Source organism: Pseudochrobactrum sp. Wa41.01b-1, from assembly GCF_019464455.1.
Classification (GTDB): domain Bacteria; phylum Pseudomonadota; class Alphaproteobacteria; order Rhizobiales; family Rhizobiaceae; genus Pseudochrobactrum; species Pseudochrobactrum saccharolyticum.
The window spans coordinates 2,674,573-2,692,814 of record NZ_CP080493.1 but is presented as its reverse complement, the minus strand read 5'-3'; the positions used below and the strand labels follow the sequence as shown (position 1 = coordinate 2,692,814).

General features: G+C 55.0%; 16 protein-coding genes. 1 reads left to right on the top strand and 15 read right to left on the bottom strand.

Annotated elements, in window-relative coordinates; all coding sequences use genetic code 11:
* Positions 1-11 precede the first annotated feature (11 nt).
* The gene (locus K1X45_RS12430) at positions 12-1,664 is read left to right on the top strand and encodes an alpha/beta-hydrolase family protein (RefSeq protein ID WP_220159000.1); all 1,653 of its coding nucleotides are present in this window, start codon (positions 12-14) and stop codon (positions 1,662-1,664) included.
* Between the two features lie 46 nt (positions 1,665-1,710).
* On the opposite strand, the gene lpdA is transcribed toward K1X45_RS12430, so the two are convergent.
* From lpdA to mmsB, 15 genes are all read right to left on the bottom strand, one after another.
* Positions 1,711-3,108, bottom strand: coding sequence for a dihydrolipoyl dehydrogenase (gene lpdA, locus K1X45_RS12425; RefSeq protein ID WP_220158999.1), 1,398 nt, complete (start codon positions 3,106-3,108; stop codon positions 1,711-1,713).
* A gap of 1 nt (position 3,109) precedes the next feature.
* The gene (locus tag K1X45_RS12420; RefSeq protein WP_220158998.1) at positions 3,110-4,342 is read right to left on the bottom strand and encodes a dihydrolipoamide acetyltransferase family protein; all 1,233 of its coding nucleotides are present in this window, start codon (positions 4,340-4,342) and stop codon (positions 3,110-3,112) included.
* Positions 4,343-5,356, bottom strand: a complete 1,014-nt coding sequence (locus tag K1X45_RS12415) for an alpha-ketoacid dehydrogenase subunit beta (protein WP_075654752.1) — start codon at positions 5,354-5,356, stop codon at positions 4,343-4,345.
* Positions 5,357-5,373: 17 nt separating this feature from the next.
* A complete protein-coding gene (locus K1X45_RS12410) occupies positions 5,374-6,603 on the bottom strand; it encodes a thiamine pyrophosphate-dependent dehydrogenase E1 component subunit alpha (RefSeq protein WP_084664743.1) in 1,230 nt (409 codons plus the stop codon).
* Positions 6,604-6,705: 102 nt separating this feature from the next.
* Positions 6,706-8,091, bottom strand: coding sequence for an amidase (locus tag K1X45_RS12405; RefSeq protein WP_220158997.1), 1,386 nt, complete (start codon positions 8,089-8,091; stop codon positions 6,706-6,708).
* A 96-nt stretch (positions 8,092-8,187) separates the two neighbouring features.
* Positions 8,188-9,006 carry an ATP-binding cassette domain-containing protein gene (locus K1X45_RS12400; protein ID WP_220158996.1) on the bottom strand — a complete coding sequence of 273 codons (819 nt, stop codon included), beginning with the start codon at positions 9,004-9,006 and terminating at the stop codon, positions 8,188-8,190.
* Positions 9,003-10,019 (bottom strand): ABC transporter ATP-binding protein, encoded by a 1,017-nt coding sequence (locus tag K1X45_RS12395; protein WP_220158995.1) that lies wholly within the window; start codon positions 10,017-10,019, stop codon positions 9,003-9,005. Before K1X45_RS12395 ends, K1X45_RS12400 begins: the two co-directional genes overlap by 4 nt.
* On the bottom strand, positions 10,016-10,876 hold the full coding sequence (locus K1X45_RS12390) for an ABC transporter permease (RefSeq protein WP_370627121.1): 861 nt from the start codon (positions 10,874-10,876) through the stop codon (positions 10,016-10,018). The genes K1X45_RS12395 and K1X45_RS12390 overlap by 4 nt, the downstream gene beginning before the upstream one ends.
* Before the next feature lie 2 nt (positions 10,877-10,878).
* A complete protein-coding gene (locus K1X45_RS12385) occupies positions 10,879-11,832 on the bottom strand; it encodes an ABC transporter permease (protein WP_220158993.1) in 954 nt (317 codons plus the stop codon).
* A 39-nt stretch (positions 11,833-11,871) separates the two neighbouring features.
* A complete protein-coding gene (locus K1X45_RS12380; protein ID WP_220160493.1) occupies positions 11,872-13,338 on the bottom strand; it encodes an ABC transporter substrate-binding protein in 1,467 nt (488 codons plus the stop codon).
* A gap of 148 nt (positions 13,339-13,486) precedes the next feature.
* Positions 13,487-14,239 carry a glucose 1-dehydrogenase gene (locus tag K1X45_RS12375; protein WP_220158992.1) on the bottom strand — a complete coding sequence of 251 codons (753 nt, stop codon included), beginning with the start codon at positions 14,237-14,239 and terminating at the stop codon, positions 13,487-13,489.
* Between the two features lie 33 nt (positions 14,240-14,272).
* Positions 14,273-15,736 (bottom strand): aldehyde dehydrogenase family protein, encoded by a 1,464-nt coding sequence (locus K1X45_RS12370; protein ID WP_220158991.1) that lies wholly within the window; start codon positions 15,734-15,736, stop codon positions 14,273-14,275.
* Position 15,737: 1 nt separating this feature from the next.
* Positions 15,738-16,424, bottom strand: a complete 687-nt coding sequence (locus K1X45_RS12365) for a GntR family transcriptional regulator (protein WP_220158990.1) — start codon at positions 16,422-16,424, stop codon at positions 15,738-15,740.
* Between the two features lie 127 nt (positions 16,425-16,551).
* Positions 16,552-17,325: an enoyl-CoA hydratase gene (locus K1X45_RS12360; RefSeq protein WP_220158989.1), complete on the bottom strand. Its 774-nt coding sequence runs from the start codon at positions 17,323-17,325 to the stop codon at positions 16,552-16,554.
* Positions 17,322-18,218: a 3-hydroxyisobutyrate dehydrogenase gene (gene mmsB / locus K1X45_RS12355; RefSeq protein WP_220158988.1), complete on the bottom strand. Its 897-nt coding sequence runs from the start codon at positions 18,216-18,218 to the stop codon at positions 17,322-17,324. Before mmsB ends, K1X45_RS12360 begins: the two co-directional genes overlap by 4 nt.
* Positions 18,219-18,242: the final 24 nt, after the last annotated feature.

Here is an 18,242-nt window from a genome sequence, read left to right as displayed (position 1 = left end):
GAAAATAACTGATGAAACCAGTCTGGCTGGAAAAATTCTGGAGTTCCCTGTCGCTGATCGGGATGTTGCTCGGCACACTTTTCTTTGCAGCCTCGCTTACACCGTCACTGGTGCCGCGCCCGTTTCTGATACAGGGCGTGCTGTCCGGCGCCTGTTTCGCCATCGGTTACGGGATCGGTGTTTTTCTGTTCTGGCTGTGGAATTATCTGCAACTGCCGAAGCCTAAAGGCCGGATTTCCACGATCATCAAAATTACTGCCATGGCCGTGACCATCATCACCGCGATGGTGTTTCTGTGGCATGCGGCAGACGGACAAAATTCCATTCGCAGCCTGATGGGGTTGGAAAAAGTTGAAAGCGCACACCCGCTGAAAACTGGCCTGATTGCGCTGATTACCTTTGTTATTCTGATCGCGCTCGCCCGTTTATTTCAGCTGATTTATCGCAGTTCCAGCCGCTGGCTCGACCGCTATATCCCGCCGCGGCTGTCCCGCTTTACCGGTTTTCTGGTTGCCGCCGTGATTTTCAGCATGGCAATCAATGGCGTGCTGTTCCGCTTCGGCCTGCATGTGATGGACTCTTCCTACCGTCAATTTGATGCACTGATGGAAGCGGAAGTCCCGCAACCGCAAGACCCGCTGAAAAGCGGCAGTGCTGCCTCTCTGGTCAAATGGGATGAGTTGGGGCGTATGGGGCGCAGCTATGTGAGCTCCGGTCCTGATGCACAGCAGATCAGCAATTTCACCGGCCGTCCGGCGCAAAATCCGCTGCGCGTCTATGTGGGTTTGCGTTCTGCTGAAACTGCCAAGGAACGTGCCAAACTTGCACTTCAGGAGATGATCCGTGTTGGCGCATTTGACCGCTCTCTGCTGCTGGTGACCATTCCTACCGGCACCGGCTGGGTCGATGAAATGGGCATTGATCCGGTGGAATATCTCCATGACGGTGATATTGCGAGTGTTGCCGTGCAATATTCCTATCTCGCCAGCTGGCTCTCGCTGCTGGTTGAACCGGGCTATGGCAGTGAAACCGCGACCGCTTTGTTTGATGAAGTTTATGACTACTGGACAAAACTGCCAAAGGAAACGCGTCCGAAACTCTATCTCTACGGTTTGAGCCTTGGCGCAATGAACTCGCAGCTTTCATCCGAACTGTTTCAGGTTCTGGGGGATCCGTATCAGGGCGCTTTGTGGAGCGGCCCGCCATTCACCAGCCGTTTGTGGCGTTCCATTACCAATAACCGCAATGAAGGCACACCGGAATGGCTGCCGGAATTCCGCGATGGTTCCTATGCACGCTTCACAAATCAGAACAATGCTCTGAAACTGCCAAACAGCCATTGGGGGCCGATGCGTATTGTCTATCTGCAATATGCCAGCGACCCGATTGTGTTTTTTGATCCGAAAGACTTCTACCGTGAACCGGACTGGATGAAGGCACCGCGCGGCCCTGATGTGTCTCCGCAGCTGAAATGGTATCCGGTTGTCAGCATGTTGCAGCTGGCCATTGATCTGATGCTGGCCACTACCACGCCGATCGGACACGGCCATGTCTATGCACCGCAGCATTATATTGATGCATGGGTAGAGGTGACCAATGTCAGCTGGTCACAGGCAGATATTGATCGGTTGAAAGAACATTTCATCGCCAAGCTGCCCAAATAATAATCATGATATGGCGGGCTCTGCTACTGCAGAGCCCGCCATAATTTTAACTATGCAGATTGCGGCCAAGCGCCGTAAAAGCAGCCTCCTGAAAAGCCTCTCCGCGTGTCGGATGCGCGTGAATGGTCTGCGCCACATCTTCCAGCACAGTACCCATTTCCAAAGCGAGTGCGAAACCATTGACCAGCTCGGATACGTCATGGCCGACGGCCTGTATGCCCAACACCAGATGATTATCCGCTCGCGCGACAACACGGACAAAACCCGTTTCATCCTGCTGTGTCATGGCACGGCCATTGGCCATAAACGGAAAACTGCCGGTGACAATCTCATAACCCTGTAATTTCGCCTGATCCGGTAACAGGCCGACGCTCACCACTTCAGGGTCAGTGAAACAGACGGACGGTATCACAGGCGCATCCAGCGCCGCTTTATGTCCGGCCAGATGTTCCGCCAGCATTGCTCCCTGCGCCATTGCCCGATGCGCCAGCATCGGCTCACCGGTCACATCGCCGATTGCCCAGACATTGAGCATCGAAGTCGCACAATATTTATCAATGCGGATGAAAGCGCCATTCATCGCCAGATCAAGACTTTCCAGCCCGAAGCCGCTGATATTTGGCCGCCGACCGACGGCCACCAGAAATTTGTCAGCTTCCACCACCACCGGCGCACTGTTGCCATGCTGGTGCACCAGCAATGAACCACCATCTGCGCTTAATCCCCGTGCTTCACTGCGCGTCATCACAGTAACGCCCAGAGTTGTCAGCCGCTTGCGCACCGGCATGGTCAGTTCTGCATCCCAGAGCGGCAAAATACGATCCGCTGCTTCAATAATCGTCACCTGCGAGCCGAGTTTGGCAAAAGCCGTACTCAGTTCCATGCCGATATAACCGGCACCGATCACCGCTAAGCGTTTCGGCACCTGCTCCAATGCCAGCGCATCGGTTGAGGAAATAACATTGCCACCAAAGGGCAAAGCGCCGATCTGCATCGGCAATGAGCCGGTTGCCAGAACCAGATGTTTGGTGCGGATACGGGTTGTACCGGCCTTGCCATGAACCACGACAGTTTTGCCGTCAATGATCTCGGCAGTGCCTTTCAGCACTGTGACCTTATGCTTTTTCAATAGGCCTTCAACACCACCGGTCAGCCGCCGCACAATGGCACCTTTCCAGCTTAGCGTTTTGCCCCAATCCAGCGACACGTCTCCAACACGCAAGCCCAGCGCAGAACCGGATTGCTGAGCAAGTGCATGATGATAGATATCGGCTGCATGGATCAATGCTTTGGAAGGAATACAACCGATATTCAGGCAGGTGCCGCCCAGTTGTTCCTTCTCAACCAGTATCACCGGCAGCCCTAATTGTCCGGCACGGATTGCAGCGACATAACCCGCAGGTCCGCCACCGATAATCAGCACATGTGTTGCAATATCTTCCATCTCACACCTCAATGAAAAGTGTTGCGGGAACTTCAAGCAATTGCCTGATGCGGCGGATAAAAGCGGCGGCCTCATAACCATCGACCATCCGGTGATCGAAGGAGGATGACAGGTTCATCATTTTGCGCGGCACAAACTGGTTATCCTGCCATTGCGGGCGTATCGCGATGCGGTTCACACCGATAATCGCCACTTCCGGCTGGTTGATCACCGGCGTTGTCACCAGTCCGCCGAGATCACCGAGGCTGGTGACTGTGATTGTGGAGCCGGAGAGTTCTTCGCGTTTCGCCACACCTTCCCGTGCGGCAGCAGCAAGCCGTGTGATTTCTGCGGCCATTGCCCAGAGATCCATCGCTTCTGCATGATGCAGCACCGGCACCATTAAGCCGGATGGTGTTTGTGTTGCCATGCCGATATGGGCGGCCTGATGACGGGTCAGTACCTGCGCTTCCTCATCATAGAGCGCATTCATCTGCGGAAAATCCTGCAATGCCACAACCAGCGCACGGAGAATGAACGGCAATACCGTCAGTTTTCCGCGCCGCTCCGCATGGCTTGCATTCAATGTGCTGCGCAGGATTTCCAGATCGGTCACATCCACCTCTTCCACATAGGAAAAATGTGCGACCTCGCGGGAGGACTTCGCCATACGCTCCGCAATCTTGCGGCGCAGACCAGTGATTTTAATCTGCTCTGTGCCGTCGCGGCGTTGATAGGCCGAACTCTGAGCACTGCCGCCGCTAGCCGTAAAATGATCGAGATCATCACGGGTGATGCGCCCCGCAGGCCCGCTGCCTTGCACCTGTGTGAGATCAACGCCCAGCTCCCGCGCCAGCGCCCGAACAGCGGGTGATGCAAGTGGCTTGTCATGCGCTATCGTGCTTGATGGTTGTACAGCCGAGAAAACAGGTTTTTCGGGCATTGCCGGTTTTACAGGGACTGGCGGCACAGCCTGAACAGGCGGAGGTGGCGGGGCATCATCCGTCCCAGTTCCCTCCACCTCAATCTCAACCAGCATGGCACCAACAGCCATCACGGTTCCGGCTTCCGCACCAATCTGCAGAACTGTTCCTGCCACAGGTGACGGCACCTCCACCGTTGCCTTATCAGTCATCACCGCAGCCAGAAGCTGGTCTTCTGCGATGACATCACCGGCTTTGACATGCCATTCGACAATCTCAGCCTCGGCAACACCTTCGCCGATATCCGGCATTTTAATGATCTTTTTCACCATTTATGCCTCCATCACTTGCATGAGTGCCCGACCAACCCGTTCCGGCCCCGGAAAATAATCCCATTCATGGGCATGAGGATAAGGCGTGTCCCAGCCGGTCACGCGCAGGATCGGCGCTTCCAACTGATAGAAGCAACGCTCCTGTACTTCCGCCGCCAGTTGCGTACCGAAACCGGACAGCCGCGTCGCTTCATGAACGATCACACAGCGTCCGGTCTTGGCGACAGAAGCCGTAATCGTCTCAATATCCAGCGGCACCAGTGAGCGCAGATCAATCACCTCAGCATCAATGCCGGTCTCGGTGACAGCCGCTTCCGCCACATGCACCATAGTGCCATAGGCCAGCACTGTGACTGCGGAGCCTTTGCGCCGGATGGCCGCCTTGCCGATCGGTACAGAGTAATAGCCCTCCGGCGTTTCACTCAAAACATGTTTTGACCACGGTACGACCGGCTGATCGTAATGTCCGTTGAACGGCCCGTTATAAAGCCGTTTCGGCTCCAGAAAAATCACCGGATCATCATTTTCGATGGCCGAGATCAACAGGCCTTTAGCGTCATAAGGATTGGACGGGATAATGGTCTGCAACCCCGCCACATGGGTAAACAGTGCCTCAGGGCTCTGACTATGGGTCTGCGCACCAAAAATACCACCGCCGCATGGCATACGGATCACCATCGGCGCGGTATAATCACCGGCAGAACGGAACCGCAGACGCGCGGCCTCCGACACGATCTGGTCATAGGCCGGATAGACATAATCGGCGAACTGGATTTCCGCCACAGGGCGCAGGCCATAGGCACCCATGCCGACCGCCACACCGACAATACCGGTTTCGGAAATCGGTGTATCAAAGCAGCGCGCCTCACCATATTTGCGTTGCAGCCCTTCTGTGCAGCGGAATACGCCGCCGAAAAACCCGACATCCTGACCGAACACGACAACCTTATCATCGCGCTCCATCATCACATCCATCGCTTCGCGGATGGCTTCAATCATTGTGCGTCTTGGCAATACAGGTTTTGACATGATCAATACCCCATCTGCTGGCGCTGCTCGCGCAAATGTTGCGGCATATCTTTGTAGACATCCTCAAACATTGTTGCCGGACTGGCTTTCGGCCCTTCGTGCAAAGTGCCGTATTTCAGAGCCTCGCGGGCGGCATCATTAATCTCTGCATCAATACCGGCCAGCAGCTGCACATTGCGCTCCTCGCTCCATTCGCCTTTGCGGATCAGATGTTGTTTGAGCCGCTCTACCGGATCGCCCAGCGGCCAGTTCAGCTCCTCCTCTTTTGGCCGGTATTTGCTCGGATCATCGGAGGTAGAATGGGGCGCCACGCGATAGGTCACCCATTCGATCAGTGTCGGCCCCAGATTGCGCCGTGCACGTTCCGCTGCCCAGCTTGCTGCCGCATAGACTGCCAGATAATCATTACCATCCACCCGCAAAGACGGAATAGCAAAACCATGAGCGCGGGAAGCAAAACTGATATTCTCGCCACCTGCCACCGATTGCGGTGATGAAATCGCCCATTGATTATTAACGATATTGAGAACCACCGGCGGACGGTAGACCGAGGCAAAAACCAGCGCCGCGTGAAAGTCACTCTCGGCAGTGGAACCATCGCCGATCCATCCGGCTGCGATTTTTGTATCACTGCGCATGGCAGAAGCCATTGCCCAGCCAACGGCCTGCACAAATTGCGTGCCGAGATTACCGGAGATCGAGAAAAAACCGGCCTCCGGTGCCGAATACATGACCGGCAATTGCCGCCCTTTGAGATGGTCTTTTTCGTTGGAGAGCACCTGACAGATCATATCGGTCAGCGGGAAGCCTTGTGCTATCAACAGTCCCTGCTGGCGATAGGTGGGGAAATTCATATCCCCTTTTTGCATCACCATCTGAAAGGCACAGGCAATCGCCTCTTCGCCGGTACATTGCATATAGAAAGAGGTCTGTCCCTGACGCTGCATACGCATCATGCGCCGGTCATAGGCACGGGTTTTGAGCATGGAACGCAGACCATGGCGCAATTGCTCTGCCGTCAGATCCGGCACCCACTCGCCTTTAGCCTCGCCGTCATCATCCAGCACCCGCACCAGATTATAAGCCAGATCATGCATATCATAAGGATCGGAATCAACCGGCGGGCGGCGCATTTCGCCCGCTCCGGCAAAACGTAAATGCGGATTAGGCGGCGGGACACTTTCTCCCCGCATCGTGCGGGGCATATGTAATGAGAGTGGCGGATATGACATGACTGCACTTCTCCATTGGCTGGAACTGATACTGCATGCTGTTTCTGCCGCCCTCCCCCGAACGGCAGAATGTATTCCGTTTGTCCCCTTAACCTCTGCTGTCTATATTTTCGGCCACGGCCTTTGCTGTGGGCGAAGTTGTTCATAGGCATGGGCAAGTTGCAACACGCCCAGATCATCAAAACGCTGACCAATAATCTGCAAACCGATCGGCAAACCTTTTTCAGTGTAACCGCAATTGACAGACACAGCAGGTTGTTCCGACATATTCATGGCAACGGTGAAAGCAATATGCTCGAACGGGCGCTGCGGATCATTCAGCGGCGATGCCCATTCTGCCGGATAGGTCGGCATCGGTGATGTCGGCGAAATGATAAAATCATAAGAACTGATTGCCGCCAGCGCCGCATTGCGCATGGCCTCAATCTGCGCAAAGCCCTGATAGACCTGCGCACCGTTCAAATCCTTACCACCTTCTGCCCACTGATAAATATAAGGCAGGATTTTTGCCTGATTATCCGGTGTCATTTTGGAAATATCGCCCCATGAGCGCACGCGCCAGAAATGATCCAGCCCGTCAATCATCTCACGGGTGAGATAGCTCGGCACTTCCTCAACAATAGCACCGGCATTGGCAAAGGCTTGTGCTGCGGCTTCCACAGCTAGCTTGACCTCAGGCTCCACAGCAGAGCCGAAACCGGCATCCAGCCACAGGCCGATACGCAGGTCTTTGACATCGCGGTCGAGATTCATCCAGTCAATACGGCTGTAAGGCAGGCTCATCGGATCGCGACGATCGGGCTTGGACAGAACCGACATATAGAGCGCGGCATCAGCAACCGTTCGCGTCATCGGCCCTGCAACACGACCGATAAAAGGCGGATCAATCGGGATACGTCCGAAAGAGGGTTTAAGCCCCACAACCCCGCACCAACCGGCAGGCAGGCGGATGGAACCGCCAATATCCGTACCGATATGCAAAGGGCCGTAACCGGCAGCAGCGGCCGTTCCCGCCCCCGCACTGGAGCCGCCGGGATTGGTGGACAAATCCCACGGATTGCGCGCCAGTTCATGAAAACTCGAAAGGCCGGACGACAACATGCCGAGATCAGGCATCGTCGTTTTGCCCAGAATAATACCACCGCTCTCGCGGGATCGGGCAGCAGGCGGCGCATCTTTTGCCGCCGGGTTCAATGCAATTGCCGCGCAGCCGAGCGGCACCGGCAGACCTTTTGTGGCGATGTTTTCTTTGATCGTCAGCGGCACGCCGTCAATCGGCCCGCGCTCTTCTTTCCGCCTCCAGCGACCTTCCGACAGGGTTGCGGCGGCCAATGCTGCCTCCGGCTCAAAAGCCCACATCGCATGAAGCTGCGGCTCGCAGCGCTCAATCCGGTCGATCACGGATTCTGCCACTTCCACCGGCGACAAAGTACCCGCCTTATAACCGGCGACCATTTCCACAGCGCTTAAATCAGCAAGCTCGGACATATCTGCTCCCATTTCCCTGTCTGACGCAAACCTCTTGGCGGGTTTTGATCGTCAGATAGATATTCAGTTTTTCATTACAAAGTTTTCACCCGCATTTTACGCCCGTATTTTTTTGCGTCGGCCGGAAAACGGTTTTGGCACGGCATTAACCAGTGCTTGTGTGTATGGATGCTGCGGATTGTCAAAGACCTCATTGGTCGGCCCTTCTTCAACAATTCTGCCCAGATGGATCACCGCCACACGGTCTGTAATCACCCGCATCACACCAAGGTCGTGACTGATAAACAGATAGGACAGGCCGAATTGCTCCTGCAAATCCATCATCAGATTGAGCACCTGCGCCTGAATAGAAACATCCAGCGCCGAAACCGGCTCATCGGCAACAATCAGCTTCGGGCGTGTGATCAATGCGCGGGCAATCGCAATACGTTGGCGCTGACCACCAGAAAATTCATGCGGATATTTATCCGCTGCTGATGCCGGCAGACCAACCGCTTCCAGCACCTGACGGATACGCTCTTCACGGCTTTCCGCTGTTGTTGCATTTTCCAGTGACACAACCGGTTCTGCCAGAATACGGCGCACAGAATGACGCGGATCGAGCGAACCGTAAGGATCCTGAAAAATCGCCTGAAACTCCTTGCGTGCGGCTTTCAACTCTGCCCGCCCCAGACTGTAAATATCCTTGCCATTGATGGTCACACTGCCGGATTGCGGCTTTTCCAGTCCCATCACTGAACGTGCCAGTGTAGACTTACCGGAACCGGACTCGCCGACAATGCCGAGACTTTCACCCTGCTTCAGGCTGAGGCTGACACCATGCAGCACCCGCAAATTTTGTGGCTTGGAAAGCAAGGATTGTTTTGGCAGCGTATAATCACGCACCAGATCACGCACTTCCAGAAGAGCGGTCATACCATCACCTCATCTGTCAGCGGATGAAAACAGGCGACCTGATGCGCCACGTCGAGAAAATCCGTATTGCCTAACGGCGGCACTGTTGCACGGCAATCCGCCTGCACAAAACGGCAGCGGTCAGCAAAACCGCATTGCGGCAAACGACTGAACGGATCGGGCACCACACCGGCAATCGTCGTCAGACGCTGGCGCTTATCCGTGTTTTCCGGCTTCGGACGCATTGTCAGACTATGGGGAGAGGCTGCAAAAAGCCCGCGTGCATAGGGATGCGCCATATGGCGGAATACGTCCTGCGTATCACCGGTTTCGACCACGCGCCCTGCATACATCACCGCAATGCGATCCGTCATTTCCGAGACTACGCCGAGATCATGGGTAATCAACAGCAGTGCCGTGCCGCTTTCGTCAATCAGCTCATCCAGCAGATCAAGAATTTGCGCCTGCACGGTAACGTCCAGTGCCGTGGTCGGTTCATCCGCAATCAGCAATTCCGGCTCACAGGCCAGTGCCATGGCAATCATCACACGCTGGCGCTGACCGCCGGATAATTGGTGCGGATAAAGCTCCAGATCAAAACGCGGGGCAGCAAGGCCGACACGATCCAGCAAACGCCGTGCGACCTTATCGGCATCAGCACGGTTTTCTCTCAGATGCAGGCGACGGCCTTCACTGATCTGGGCACCGATGGTTTTGATCGGGTTCAGTGCCGTCATCGGCTCCTGAAAAATCATCGCCATCTGCCGCCCGCGCATCGTGCAATGGGCTGTCTCTGAAATTGCAGTCAGATCCTGCCCGTCAAAGCGCAAGGTTCCGCTCAAACCCATACGATGCGGCAACAGTCCCATGACAGCCAATGCAGTGATGGATTTGCCGGAGCCGGATTCCCCGACAATGCCCAGACGCTCGCCACGGTTTAATGTCAGCGTGATGCCGGACAGAATTTCGGCTTGTTTGCTCCCAGCCTGCAAATGCACGCCCAGATCACGGATTTCGAGAAGCGGTGTAGTCATCTCTCTCTCCTGACACGCGGGTCGAGTATATCACGCAAACCATCCCCCAGCATATTCAACCCGAGAACAGCAAAGGTAATGGCCAACCCCGGAAAAATCGCCAGATGCGGCGCATCATAAATATAGGTCTGCGCATCATTGAGCATCTTGCCCCAACTTGGCATAGGCGGCTGCGTACCAAGACCGACATAGGACAAACCGGCTTCCGCAACGATCGCCAAGGCAAACTGAATGGTCGCCTGCACGATCAGCACATGTCCGATATTCGGCAGAATGTGATCCAGCGTAATCGCCACATCACCACGCCCTGCACAGCGGGCTGCCAGCACATAATCGCGCTTCCACAGCCCCATCGACGCACCACGGGTAATACGGGCGAAAACCGGAATATTGAAAATACCAATAGCGATCATCGCATTAACCGCACCGGGACCGAATACGGCAGTGATAATCACGGCTGTCAGCAGTGCCGGAAAAGCGAAAGCCAGATCAGTCATGCGCATGACAAAACCGTCGATCATGCCACCGCGTGCCGCCGCATAGGCGCCGAGCGGCACACCAAGCCCCATACCAACCGCAACAGCAATCAAAGCCACCGACAAAGAGTTACGCGCACCGACCATAATCATCGACAATACATCACGACCAAGCGCATCGGTGCCCAGCCAATGCTGCATCGACGGCCCCTGCAATTTGCGCAAGATATTCATGCCTGTGGGGTTGTAAGGCGTCCAGACCAGTGACAGCACAGCCAGCCCGATCAGAAGGCCGGTAATGATTGTCCCGACCAGCAGGCTGCGGCTCAGTCCGAAAGACAGCAAGACCATACGGCTGCGACGGGAGAAATTCTCTGCCATGCTCATGCCCGCACTCCTGTAGAGAGACGCGGATCAAGAAAGCCATAGGCCATATCCACCAAGAAGTTCACCGCAATCACACTGGCTGCCAGTAAGGTCACCAGCGACTGCACTGTGACCAGATCGCGCTGCGCAATCGACTGGAAAATCAGACGGCCAAGCCCCGGCAGATTGAACACGTTTTCAATAATAATTGTACCCGCCAGCAGGAACGAAAATTGCAGGCCTAAGATCGTCACCACGGGGATCAATGCATTGGGTGTCGCGTGTTTCCACAAGGCTGCATTGCGGCCCAAACCCTTGGCGCGGGCTGTGCGCACAAAATCTTCACTCAGCGTTTCCAGCACCGCGGAACGGGTAACGCGCGCCAGAATTGCAGCCAGCGGCAAGGCCAGAGCCACAGCCGGCAAGATCAGTGAACGGGTGCCTGCCCACAGGCCATTTTCCCAACCGGCAAAACCGGAGGCCGGAAACCAGCCAAGCGTAAGGGCAAAAAACAGGATCAGCAGCAAACCGAGCCAGAAATTCGGGATCGCCACACCAATCTGTGCAACGCCCATCCCCACCACATCGGTCGCACTGCCGCGCTTTGAAGCGGCGATCACACCAAGAGGAATAGCAATCACCACGGAGAGGATCATCGCCAGCACCGTCAGCGGCAATGTCACCTGCAAACGTGGCCCGATCAGCTCACTGATCGGCACGGAATAAGTATAGCTGGTGCCGAAATCACCAACCGGAAAACCGGTAATCCAGTTGAAATAACGGACAATCAGCGGAGCATCGAGACCGAGTTGTTTTTGCAAAGCCGCCAAAGTATCCGGTTGCGCATTAATGCCAAGCATAATCGCTGCCGGATCACCCGGAAGCACCTGCATTAGCAGGAAAACAATGACTGAGGCCGCCAGCGTCGTCAGGATCAGAGAGATCAGACGCCCTGTAAAATAACGCAGCAAATGCGGCCTCCTTCAATGTTCACTTCAGCATCAATATGGTCAGTATGCCCAGTACACACTGGTCAGGTCATTGGCCGGAATGGTCTGATTTTTCCACATGCCTTTGAGTTTCTTATCCCAGACACCGATTTTCGGCAGCGCATAGAGAAACACATTCGGCTCGTCTTCAGCGAGTTTGCGCTGCAACTGACCAAGCAATTCAAGTTGCTGCTTGTCGTCTGTTGCTTCAGAAAACTGCTTGTAGATCGCCTTATATTCAGGGCTGTTATAGTTGAAATAATATTTATCCCGCGCATAGATATCGAGGTCGCGGGTTTCCACATGCGCGATAATCGTCGCGTCAAAATCGCTGCGGGCAAAGACCTGATCCAGCCATTGTGCGAACTCAACCGGCACAAGTTTCACCTCGATGCCAACTTCTGCCAGCATTGCCGCAATCACCTCGCCACCACGGCGTGCATAGGCAGGCGGCGGCAACATGATAGTGATGGAAGTACCCGCAGGAACACCGGCTTCAGCCAGCAATGCTTTGGCCTTCGCCACATCATAAGGATAGGTATCGCTCAGATCGACATAGCCCGGTTCAGCCGGTGTATAATGAGCACCAATGGTCTTGGCGAGGCCGGTCGTGATCGCTTCCTGCACCACATTCCGGTCGATGGCATGGGCAAGCGCACGGCGCACCCGCACATCGTCAAAAGGCTTGCGCGCATTGTTAAGTGACATAATCACCTTGCCAGCTGTCGAGCCGATTTCCACAGCAAGACGTTCATCGCTTTGCAGGCGGCTGATGAGCTCCGGTGCCGGAAATTCAGGGAAAGCATCGACATCACCGGCCATAACCGCAGCGGCAGCCGCTGACGGATCGCTGATGAAGCGGAAAGTGATCGCAGAGAGCTTAGCAGGCTCGCCCCAGTAATCAGGATTGCGCTCGAACTCGATCCGGTCGCCCTGCAGCCAACGCTTGAATTTGAACGGCCCTGTGCCAACCGGATTGGTTTTGTTGGTGGCAATCGTATCCGGTGCCATCATCACTGCATCGCCCCAGCCCATCCCGAACAGGAAGGTGGAGGACGGACGTTTCAGCGTCACAACAGCACTTGCCGGATCAGGACATTCTGTCTTTTCAATCGGCGCAAACAGTGCCTTTTGTGCATTGGTGGAATCCGGCGCTATGGCGCGGTCATAGGTGAATTTCACAACGGAACAATCGAAGGGCGTACCATTATGAAATTTCACACCCTGACGCAGCTTGAATGTGTAGGTCAGATTATCCGGTGAAATCGTCCAGCTTTCTGCGAGGTTCGGCTTAACAGCGCCCTCTTCATCAATACGCACCAGACCTTCATAGAGATTATTATAGGTCAGTCGGCGGATGGAAGCCGCAGCATTTGCTGTCGGGTCCATTCCCGGAGGTTCCAGCACTTCGCCGATTGCCAATGTATCTTTTGCCAGCCCTGAACCGCTCGTCGCCACGACAGCAATCCCCGTCATTGCTGCCAGCATGAGCTGTCCGGTCAAATATTTATATCGCATTGCCTGTCCCCTTATTTATATCATCCTGATATTGCTCAGGAATTACCGGAATAGAGCTGGCCGACTTTATCGTGAACTGCTGCTCATTCAAATAGTTATCACTATTTGATCAGTCATTTTAGATTGAACGGCCACCATCCACATCCAATGCAACGCCGGTGATCATACTGGCTGCCGGTGAGCACAAGAATACAGCGCTTTCCGCCAGATCCTCCGGTTTCAGCAACCGGCCGAGCGGAATGGATGCGCGGAATTTCTGACGGATTTCTTCCGTATCCTCGCCCATAAATGTCGTGAGCAGCGGTGTTTCACCGGCCACAGGATTGAGTGCATTGACGCGGATATTCTCCGGTGCCAGTTCAATCGCCAGCGCCTTGGTAGCGGATACAACCCAGCCCTTGGTGGCATTATACCATGTCAAATTAGGGCGCGGACGGGCAGCTCCCGTCGAAGCAATATTGAGAATAACGCCGCCGCCATTGTCTTTAAAATGCGGAATTAAAGCGCGGCTCATCAGATAAATGCCGCGGATATTCACGCCAACAATGCGGTCAAATTCATCCGGCTGCACATTTTCCGCCGGTTGTGGTTTATGACCGATACCGGCATTGTTGATGAGAATGTCAATCCGACCGAACTGCATCTGCGCCTGACGCACCGCTTCCGCCACACCATTTTCCGATGCAATATCCGCTTCAACCGCCAGCCCCTTGCCGCCAAGTTCTCCTGCCACACGCTTTGCACCCGCAGCGTCACGGTCAACGACGACCACATTTGCGCCTTCTCGGGCAAATTTACGCGCCATAGCCTCACCAAAGCCCGAACCTGCGCCGGTGATGATTGCGGTTTTATTCTCAAGCGAACCAGTCATTATGCGGTATTCTCCCATGCGATTTTCTGCAGATCAGCCGTGATAGACCGAAATGGTTTTCAGTGAGGCAAAGCCATAAAGCGCCTCAAAACCTTTTTCACGACCGTGGCCGGAGCGTTTCACCCCGCCAAAAGGCAGCTCAATGCCGCCGCCTGCTCCGTAATTATTGATAAACACCTGTCCGGCATGCACCGCATGCGCCATGCGCAATTGCCGTGCACCGTCTTTTGTCCACACACCGCAAACCAGCCCGTAAGGCGTGCTATTGGCCAGAGCCACGGCTTCCTCTTCCGTATCAAACGGCATAATCACCTGCACGGGGCCGAAAATTTCCTCCTGTGCCAAACGGTGTTGCGGTGGCACATCACGCAGCAAAGTCGGGCGCACATAGGCACCATTTTTCGGTGCATCAGACACAATTTCACCCTGCGCCGCAACCTGCAAACCATCCTGTTTTGCCAGTTGCAAATAGTCTTCAATGATCGCTTTCTGACGTGCTGAGACAACAGGCCCGAGCGACAGATCAGCTTCCGCCGCGCCGACTTTGAGCGCATGGTAGCGCTCGCTCATAGCGGCAATCACCTGCTCATAGACTTCACGCTGCACGAGAATGCGCGAAGAAGCAGAACAGGTCTGCCCTGCATTCTGAATGCCTGCATTGACCAGAAACGGCAATGCACGCTCAATATCCGCATCAGCAAACACGATTTGCGGGGATTTACCGCCGAGCTCCAAAGTCACCGGCACAGCATTTTTAGCCGCTGCCGCCTGCACTGCCTCACCCGTGCGCAAGGAACCGGTGAAAGAAATATGATTGACCTGCGGATGGGAAGACAAAGCTGCTCCGGCCTCGCCCCCCAGTCCTGTCACCACATTCAGCGCACCGGTCGGCAATCCGGCCTCGTGGGCAATCCGCGCAAATTCGAGGATGGTCAGACAGGCTTCTTCCGCGGGTTTGACCACCGCAGCATTGCCCATAGCCAAAGCTGCGCCCAAGCTGCGGCCAAGGATCTGCATCGGATAGTTCCACGGAATAATATGCCCTGTCACACCATGCGGCTCATAGACAGACAGAACGGTGAAACCATTCTGATAAGGCAGCGTATCGCCATGCACCTTGTCAGCAGAGGCACCGTAAAACTCCAGATAACGCGCCAGCGCCACCACATCAGCGCGCGCCTGCGTTAAAGGTTTGCCGACATCACGCGCTTCCAGCACAGTCAGAAGATCAATCTCGCGCAATACTGCTTCCGAGATTTTATACAGAATACGGCCGCGTTCGGTTGCGGTCATTTTTCCCCAGAGACCGGATAAGGCTGCACGCGCAGCATCAACGGCGAGATCAATATCAGCCGCAGTGCCACGGGCGATCAGCGCCAGATCACTGCCGTCTGACGGATTTTTCAGTGTCAGCATCTCACCCTGCACGGCATCCTGCCACACACCATTGATGAAATTGCCGTAGCGCCGCTGTCCGTTCTCTATCCCGTGTGCCATGTCATTCTCTCCCGCAGGATGTTTCCTGCTGATTATTTTGCATCATCTGAAGGCTATTGATGGTCTTGCGGATATGTTGCCGCGCCAGTTCCTCAGCCCCTGCACCGTCTTTGCGCGCAATCGCTTCAACGATCAGAGCATGTTCCTCAATTGCATTTTTCGCCCGCTCTGCTGTGAGTGCAAAAACCGGCGCAAAAACCTGCGATGTCATGCGCAGCAATGGCACAAAATTCTCCAGAGAGGCATTGCCGCCCGCTGCCATTACCGCCAGATGAAAATCCACATTAGACTGCGTATAGGCCTTGGAATCCCAAGGCTCGATAATAGAGCGCTGATGCAAGATCAGTTTTTCAAGACCGGCAATCGCTGCAGCATCGGTGCGTTCCGCAGCAAAACGCGCGGCTACACCATCGATCACCTCGCGCACGGCATAGGCATCAAGCAGATGCGGCAGATCAACACTTGCCACACGCACACCGCGACCAGGGAGATGAACGATCAGACCATCGCGCTCGAGCACCCGCAATGCTTCACGCAGCGGCGTGCGGCTGATACCGAATTCGGCAGCAATATGCTCCTGTCGCAAAATGGTGCCCGGCGCATATTGACCCGCATAGATGCTCTCACGAAGTGCTTGCGCAACTTCGTCCAGCAGCCTCGTCTGGCTGCTCCATTTATAGCTGGACAAGCCTGTGTTCCCTTATATTTTTCAGTATGATTATCCAGGATACAAAATTGTTCAAGACAAAAATGCCCTTCACCAGATATTTGTTTTCAAAGGCTTCTCACGCCTGAACTGAATGCGTGCTCCGGTCTCAGCGATGTAGAAAAAACGGATCGCGCTTTTCGATAAAGGCGCTCATGCCTTCTTTCTGATCGTGGCTGGCAAAACCAGAATGGAACAGGCGGCGCTCGAATTGCACGCCCTGTGACAGTGTTGTTTCATAGGCCGCATTCACAGCCTCTTTCGCCATCATTGCTACCGGCAGAGATTTTTCAGCAATGGAGGATGCCACACTCAAAGCTTCTTCAAGCAGCTGATCTGCGGGGATGATACGGGAAACCAGACCGCAGCGCTCGGCCTCATCGGCCTCCATCATCCGCCCTGTCAGGCACATTTCCATCGCCTTGGATTTACCGACAAAGCGGGTAAGCCGCTGCGAGCCGCCCATGCCCGGAATAACGCCAAGGCGGATTTCAGGCTGGCCAAATCGGGCATTATCTGCCGCCAGAATAAAATCGCACATCATCGCCAGTTCACAGCCACCGCCCAGCGCATAACCAGCCACAGCGGCAATAATCGGTTTGCGCACCGAGGTAAAACGCTCCCACTCGCCGAACCAGTCTGCCGCGAACATGGTGCTGAAATCCTGCGCCTGCATTTCCTTGATATCCGCACCGGCGGCAAAGGCTTTGGCCGAGCCGGTCAGAACAATACAGCCCACATGCTCGTCTTTGTCCGCTGCCTCTGCTGCTGCAATCAGCTCTGCCGCCAGTTGCCGGTTCAATGCATTCAGCGCCTGCGGACGGTTCAGCGTGATGAGCAGCACACGACCATGCATTTCCGTGAGAATGGTTTCATAAGTCATGATGTACCCTCCTTGCCGCGTAACAGGCGGATAATACCGGAGAAGTCCTCCCCGCCCGAACCAAGCGCGTTGAACAGATTATAGAGCTGTGCCGCCTCCGCTCCCAATGGCGTGGTTGCCCCCACCGAGGCCGCCGCTTCCTGCGCCAGTTTCAAATCTTTCAGCATTAAACTTGCGGCAAAGCCCGGCTGATAATCCCTGTTTGCAGGGGATGTCGGCACCGGCCCCGCCACCGGACAATTGGTGGTGAGCGCCCAGCACTGGCCGGACGAAGTGGAGGCCACATCAAACAATGCCTGCTGGGACAGACCCAGTTTTTCACCCAAAGCGAAAGCCTCGCACACGCCAATCATAGAGATGCCGAGGATCATATTATTACAGATTTTCGCCGCCTGCCCTGCACCGGCCTCACCGCAATGCACAATGCGCTTGCCCATAGCGGCCAGAACCGGTTCAGCCTTGTCAAAAGCAGCTTTTTCGCCACCAGCCATAAAGGTGAGCGTTGCCGCCGTTGCACCAACCACACCACCGGAAACCGGTGCATCAATGCTCAATAATTTATGCTCTGCCGCCATTTCATGCGCCTTGCGGGCGCTGTCGACATCAATGGTCGAGCAATCAATCAGCAATGTATCCGGCACAACCAGCGCTGTCAGTTCATGCCAGACGCTCAACACATGAGAACCGGCGGGCAGCATGGTGATAACCACACCAGCGCCCTGCACCAACTGCTCCACATTATCCGCAATCTGAACGCCGTTTGCTTTAGCTGCTTGTTTTGATGCCTCAACCAGATCAAAACCGCACACATTAAATCCCGCTTTGACGAGATTGGCCGCCATAGGCCCGCCCATATGACCGAGGCCGATAAAACCAATAGTTTGAGTGTTCATTTATCGCTTTCCTCTTTAAAACAT

Coding starts and splice junctions, on each gene's coding strand:
- K1X45_RS12400 (WP_220158996.1), bottom strand. CDS start 9,006: ATGACCGCTCTTCTGGAAGTGCGTGATCTGGTGCGTGATTATACGCTG.
- lpdA (WP_220158999.1), bottom strand. CDS start 3,108: ATGGAAGATATTGCAACACATGTGCTGATTATCGGTGGCGGACCTGCG.
- K1X45_RS12420 (WP_220158998.1), bottom strand. CDS start 4,342: ATGGTGAAAAAGATCATTAAAATGCCGGATATCGGCGAAGGTGTTGCC.
- K1X45_RS12360 (WP_220158989.1), bottom strand. CDS start 17,325: ATGACTTATGAAACCATTCTCACGGAAATGCATGGTCGTGTGCTGCTC.
- K1X45_RS12370 (WP_220158991.1), bottom strand. CDS start 15,736: ATGGCACACGGGATAGAGAACGGACAGCGGCGCTACGGCAATTTCATC.
- K1X45_RS12375 (WP_220158992.1), bottom strand. CDS start 14,239: ATGACTGGTTCGCTTGAGAATAAAACCGCAATCATCACCGGCGCAGGT.
- mmsB (WP_220158988.1), bottom strand. CDS start 18,218: ATGAACACTCAAACTATTGGTTTTATCGGCCTCGGTCATATGGGCGGG.
- K1X45_RS12405 (WP_220158997.1), bottom strand. CDS start 8,091: ATGTCCGAGCTTGCTGATTTAAGCGCTGTGGAAATGGTCGCCGGTTAT.
- K1X45_RS12430 (WP_220159000.1), top strand. CDS start 12: ATGAAACCAGTCTGGCTGGAAAAATTCTGGAGTTCCCTGTCGCTGATC.
- K1X45_RS12380 (WP_220160493.1), bottom strand. CDS start 13,338: ATGCTGGCAGCAATGACGGGGATTGCTGTCGTGGCGACGAGCGGTTCA.
- K1X45_RS12390 (WP_370627121.1), bottom strand. CDS start 10,876: ATGGCAGAGAATTTCTCCCGTCGCAGCCGTATGGTCTTGCTGTCTTTC.
- K1X45_RS12395 (WP_220158995.1), bottom strand. CDS start 10,019: ATGACTACACCGCTTCTCGAAATCCGTGATCTGGGCGTGCATTTGCAG.
- K1X45_RS12410 (WP_084664743.1), bottom strand. CDS start 6,603: ATGTCATATCCGCCACTCTCATTACATATGCCCCGCACGATGCGGGGA.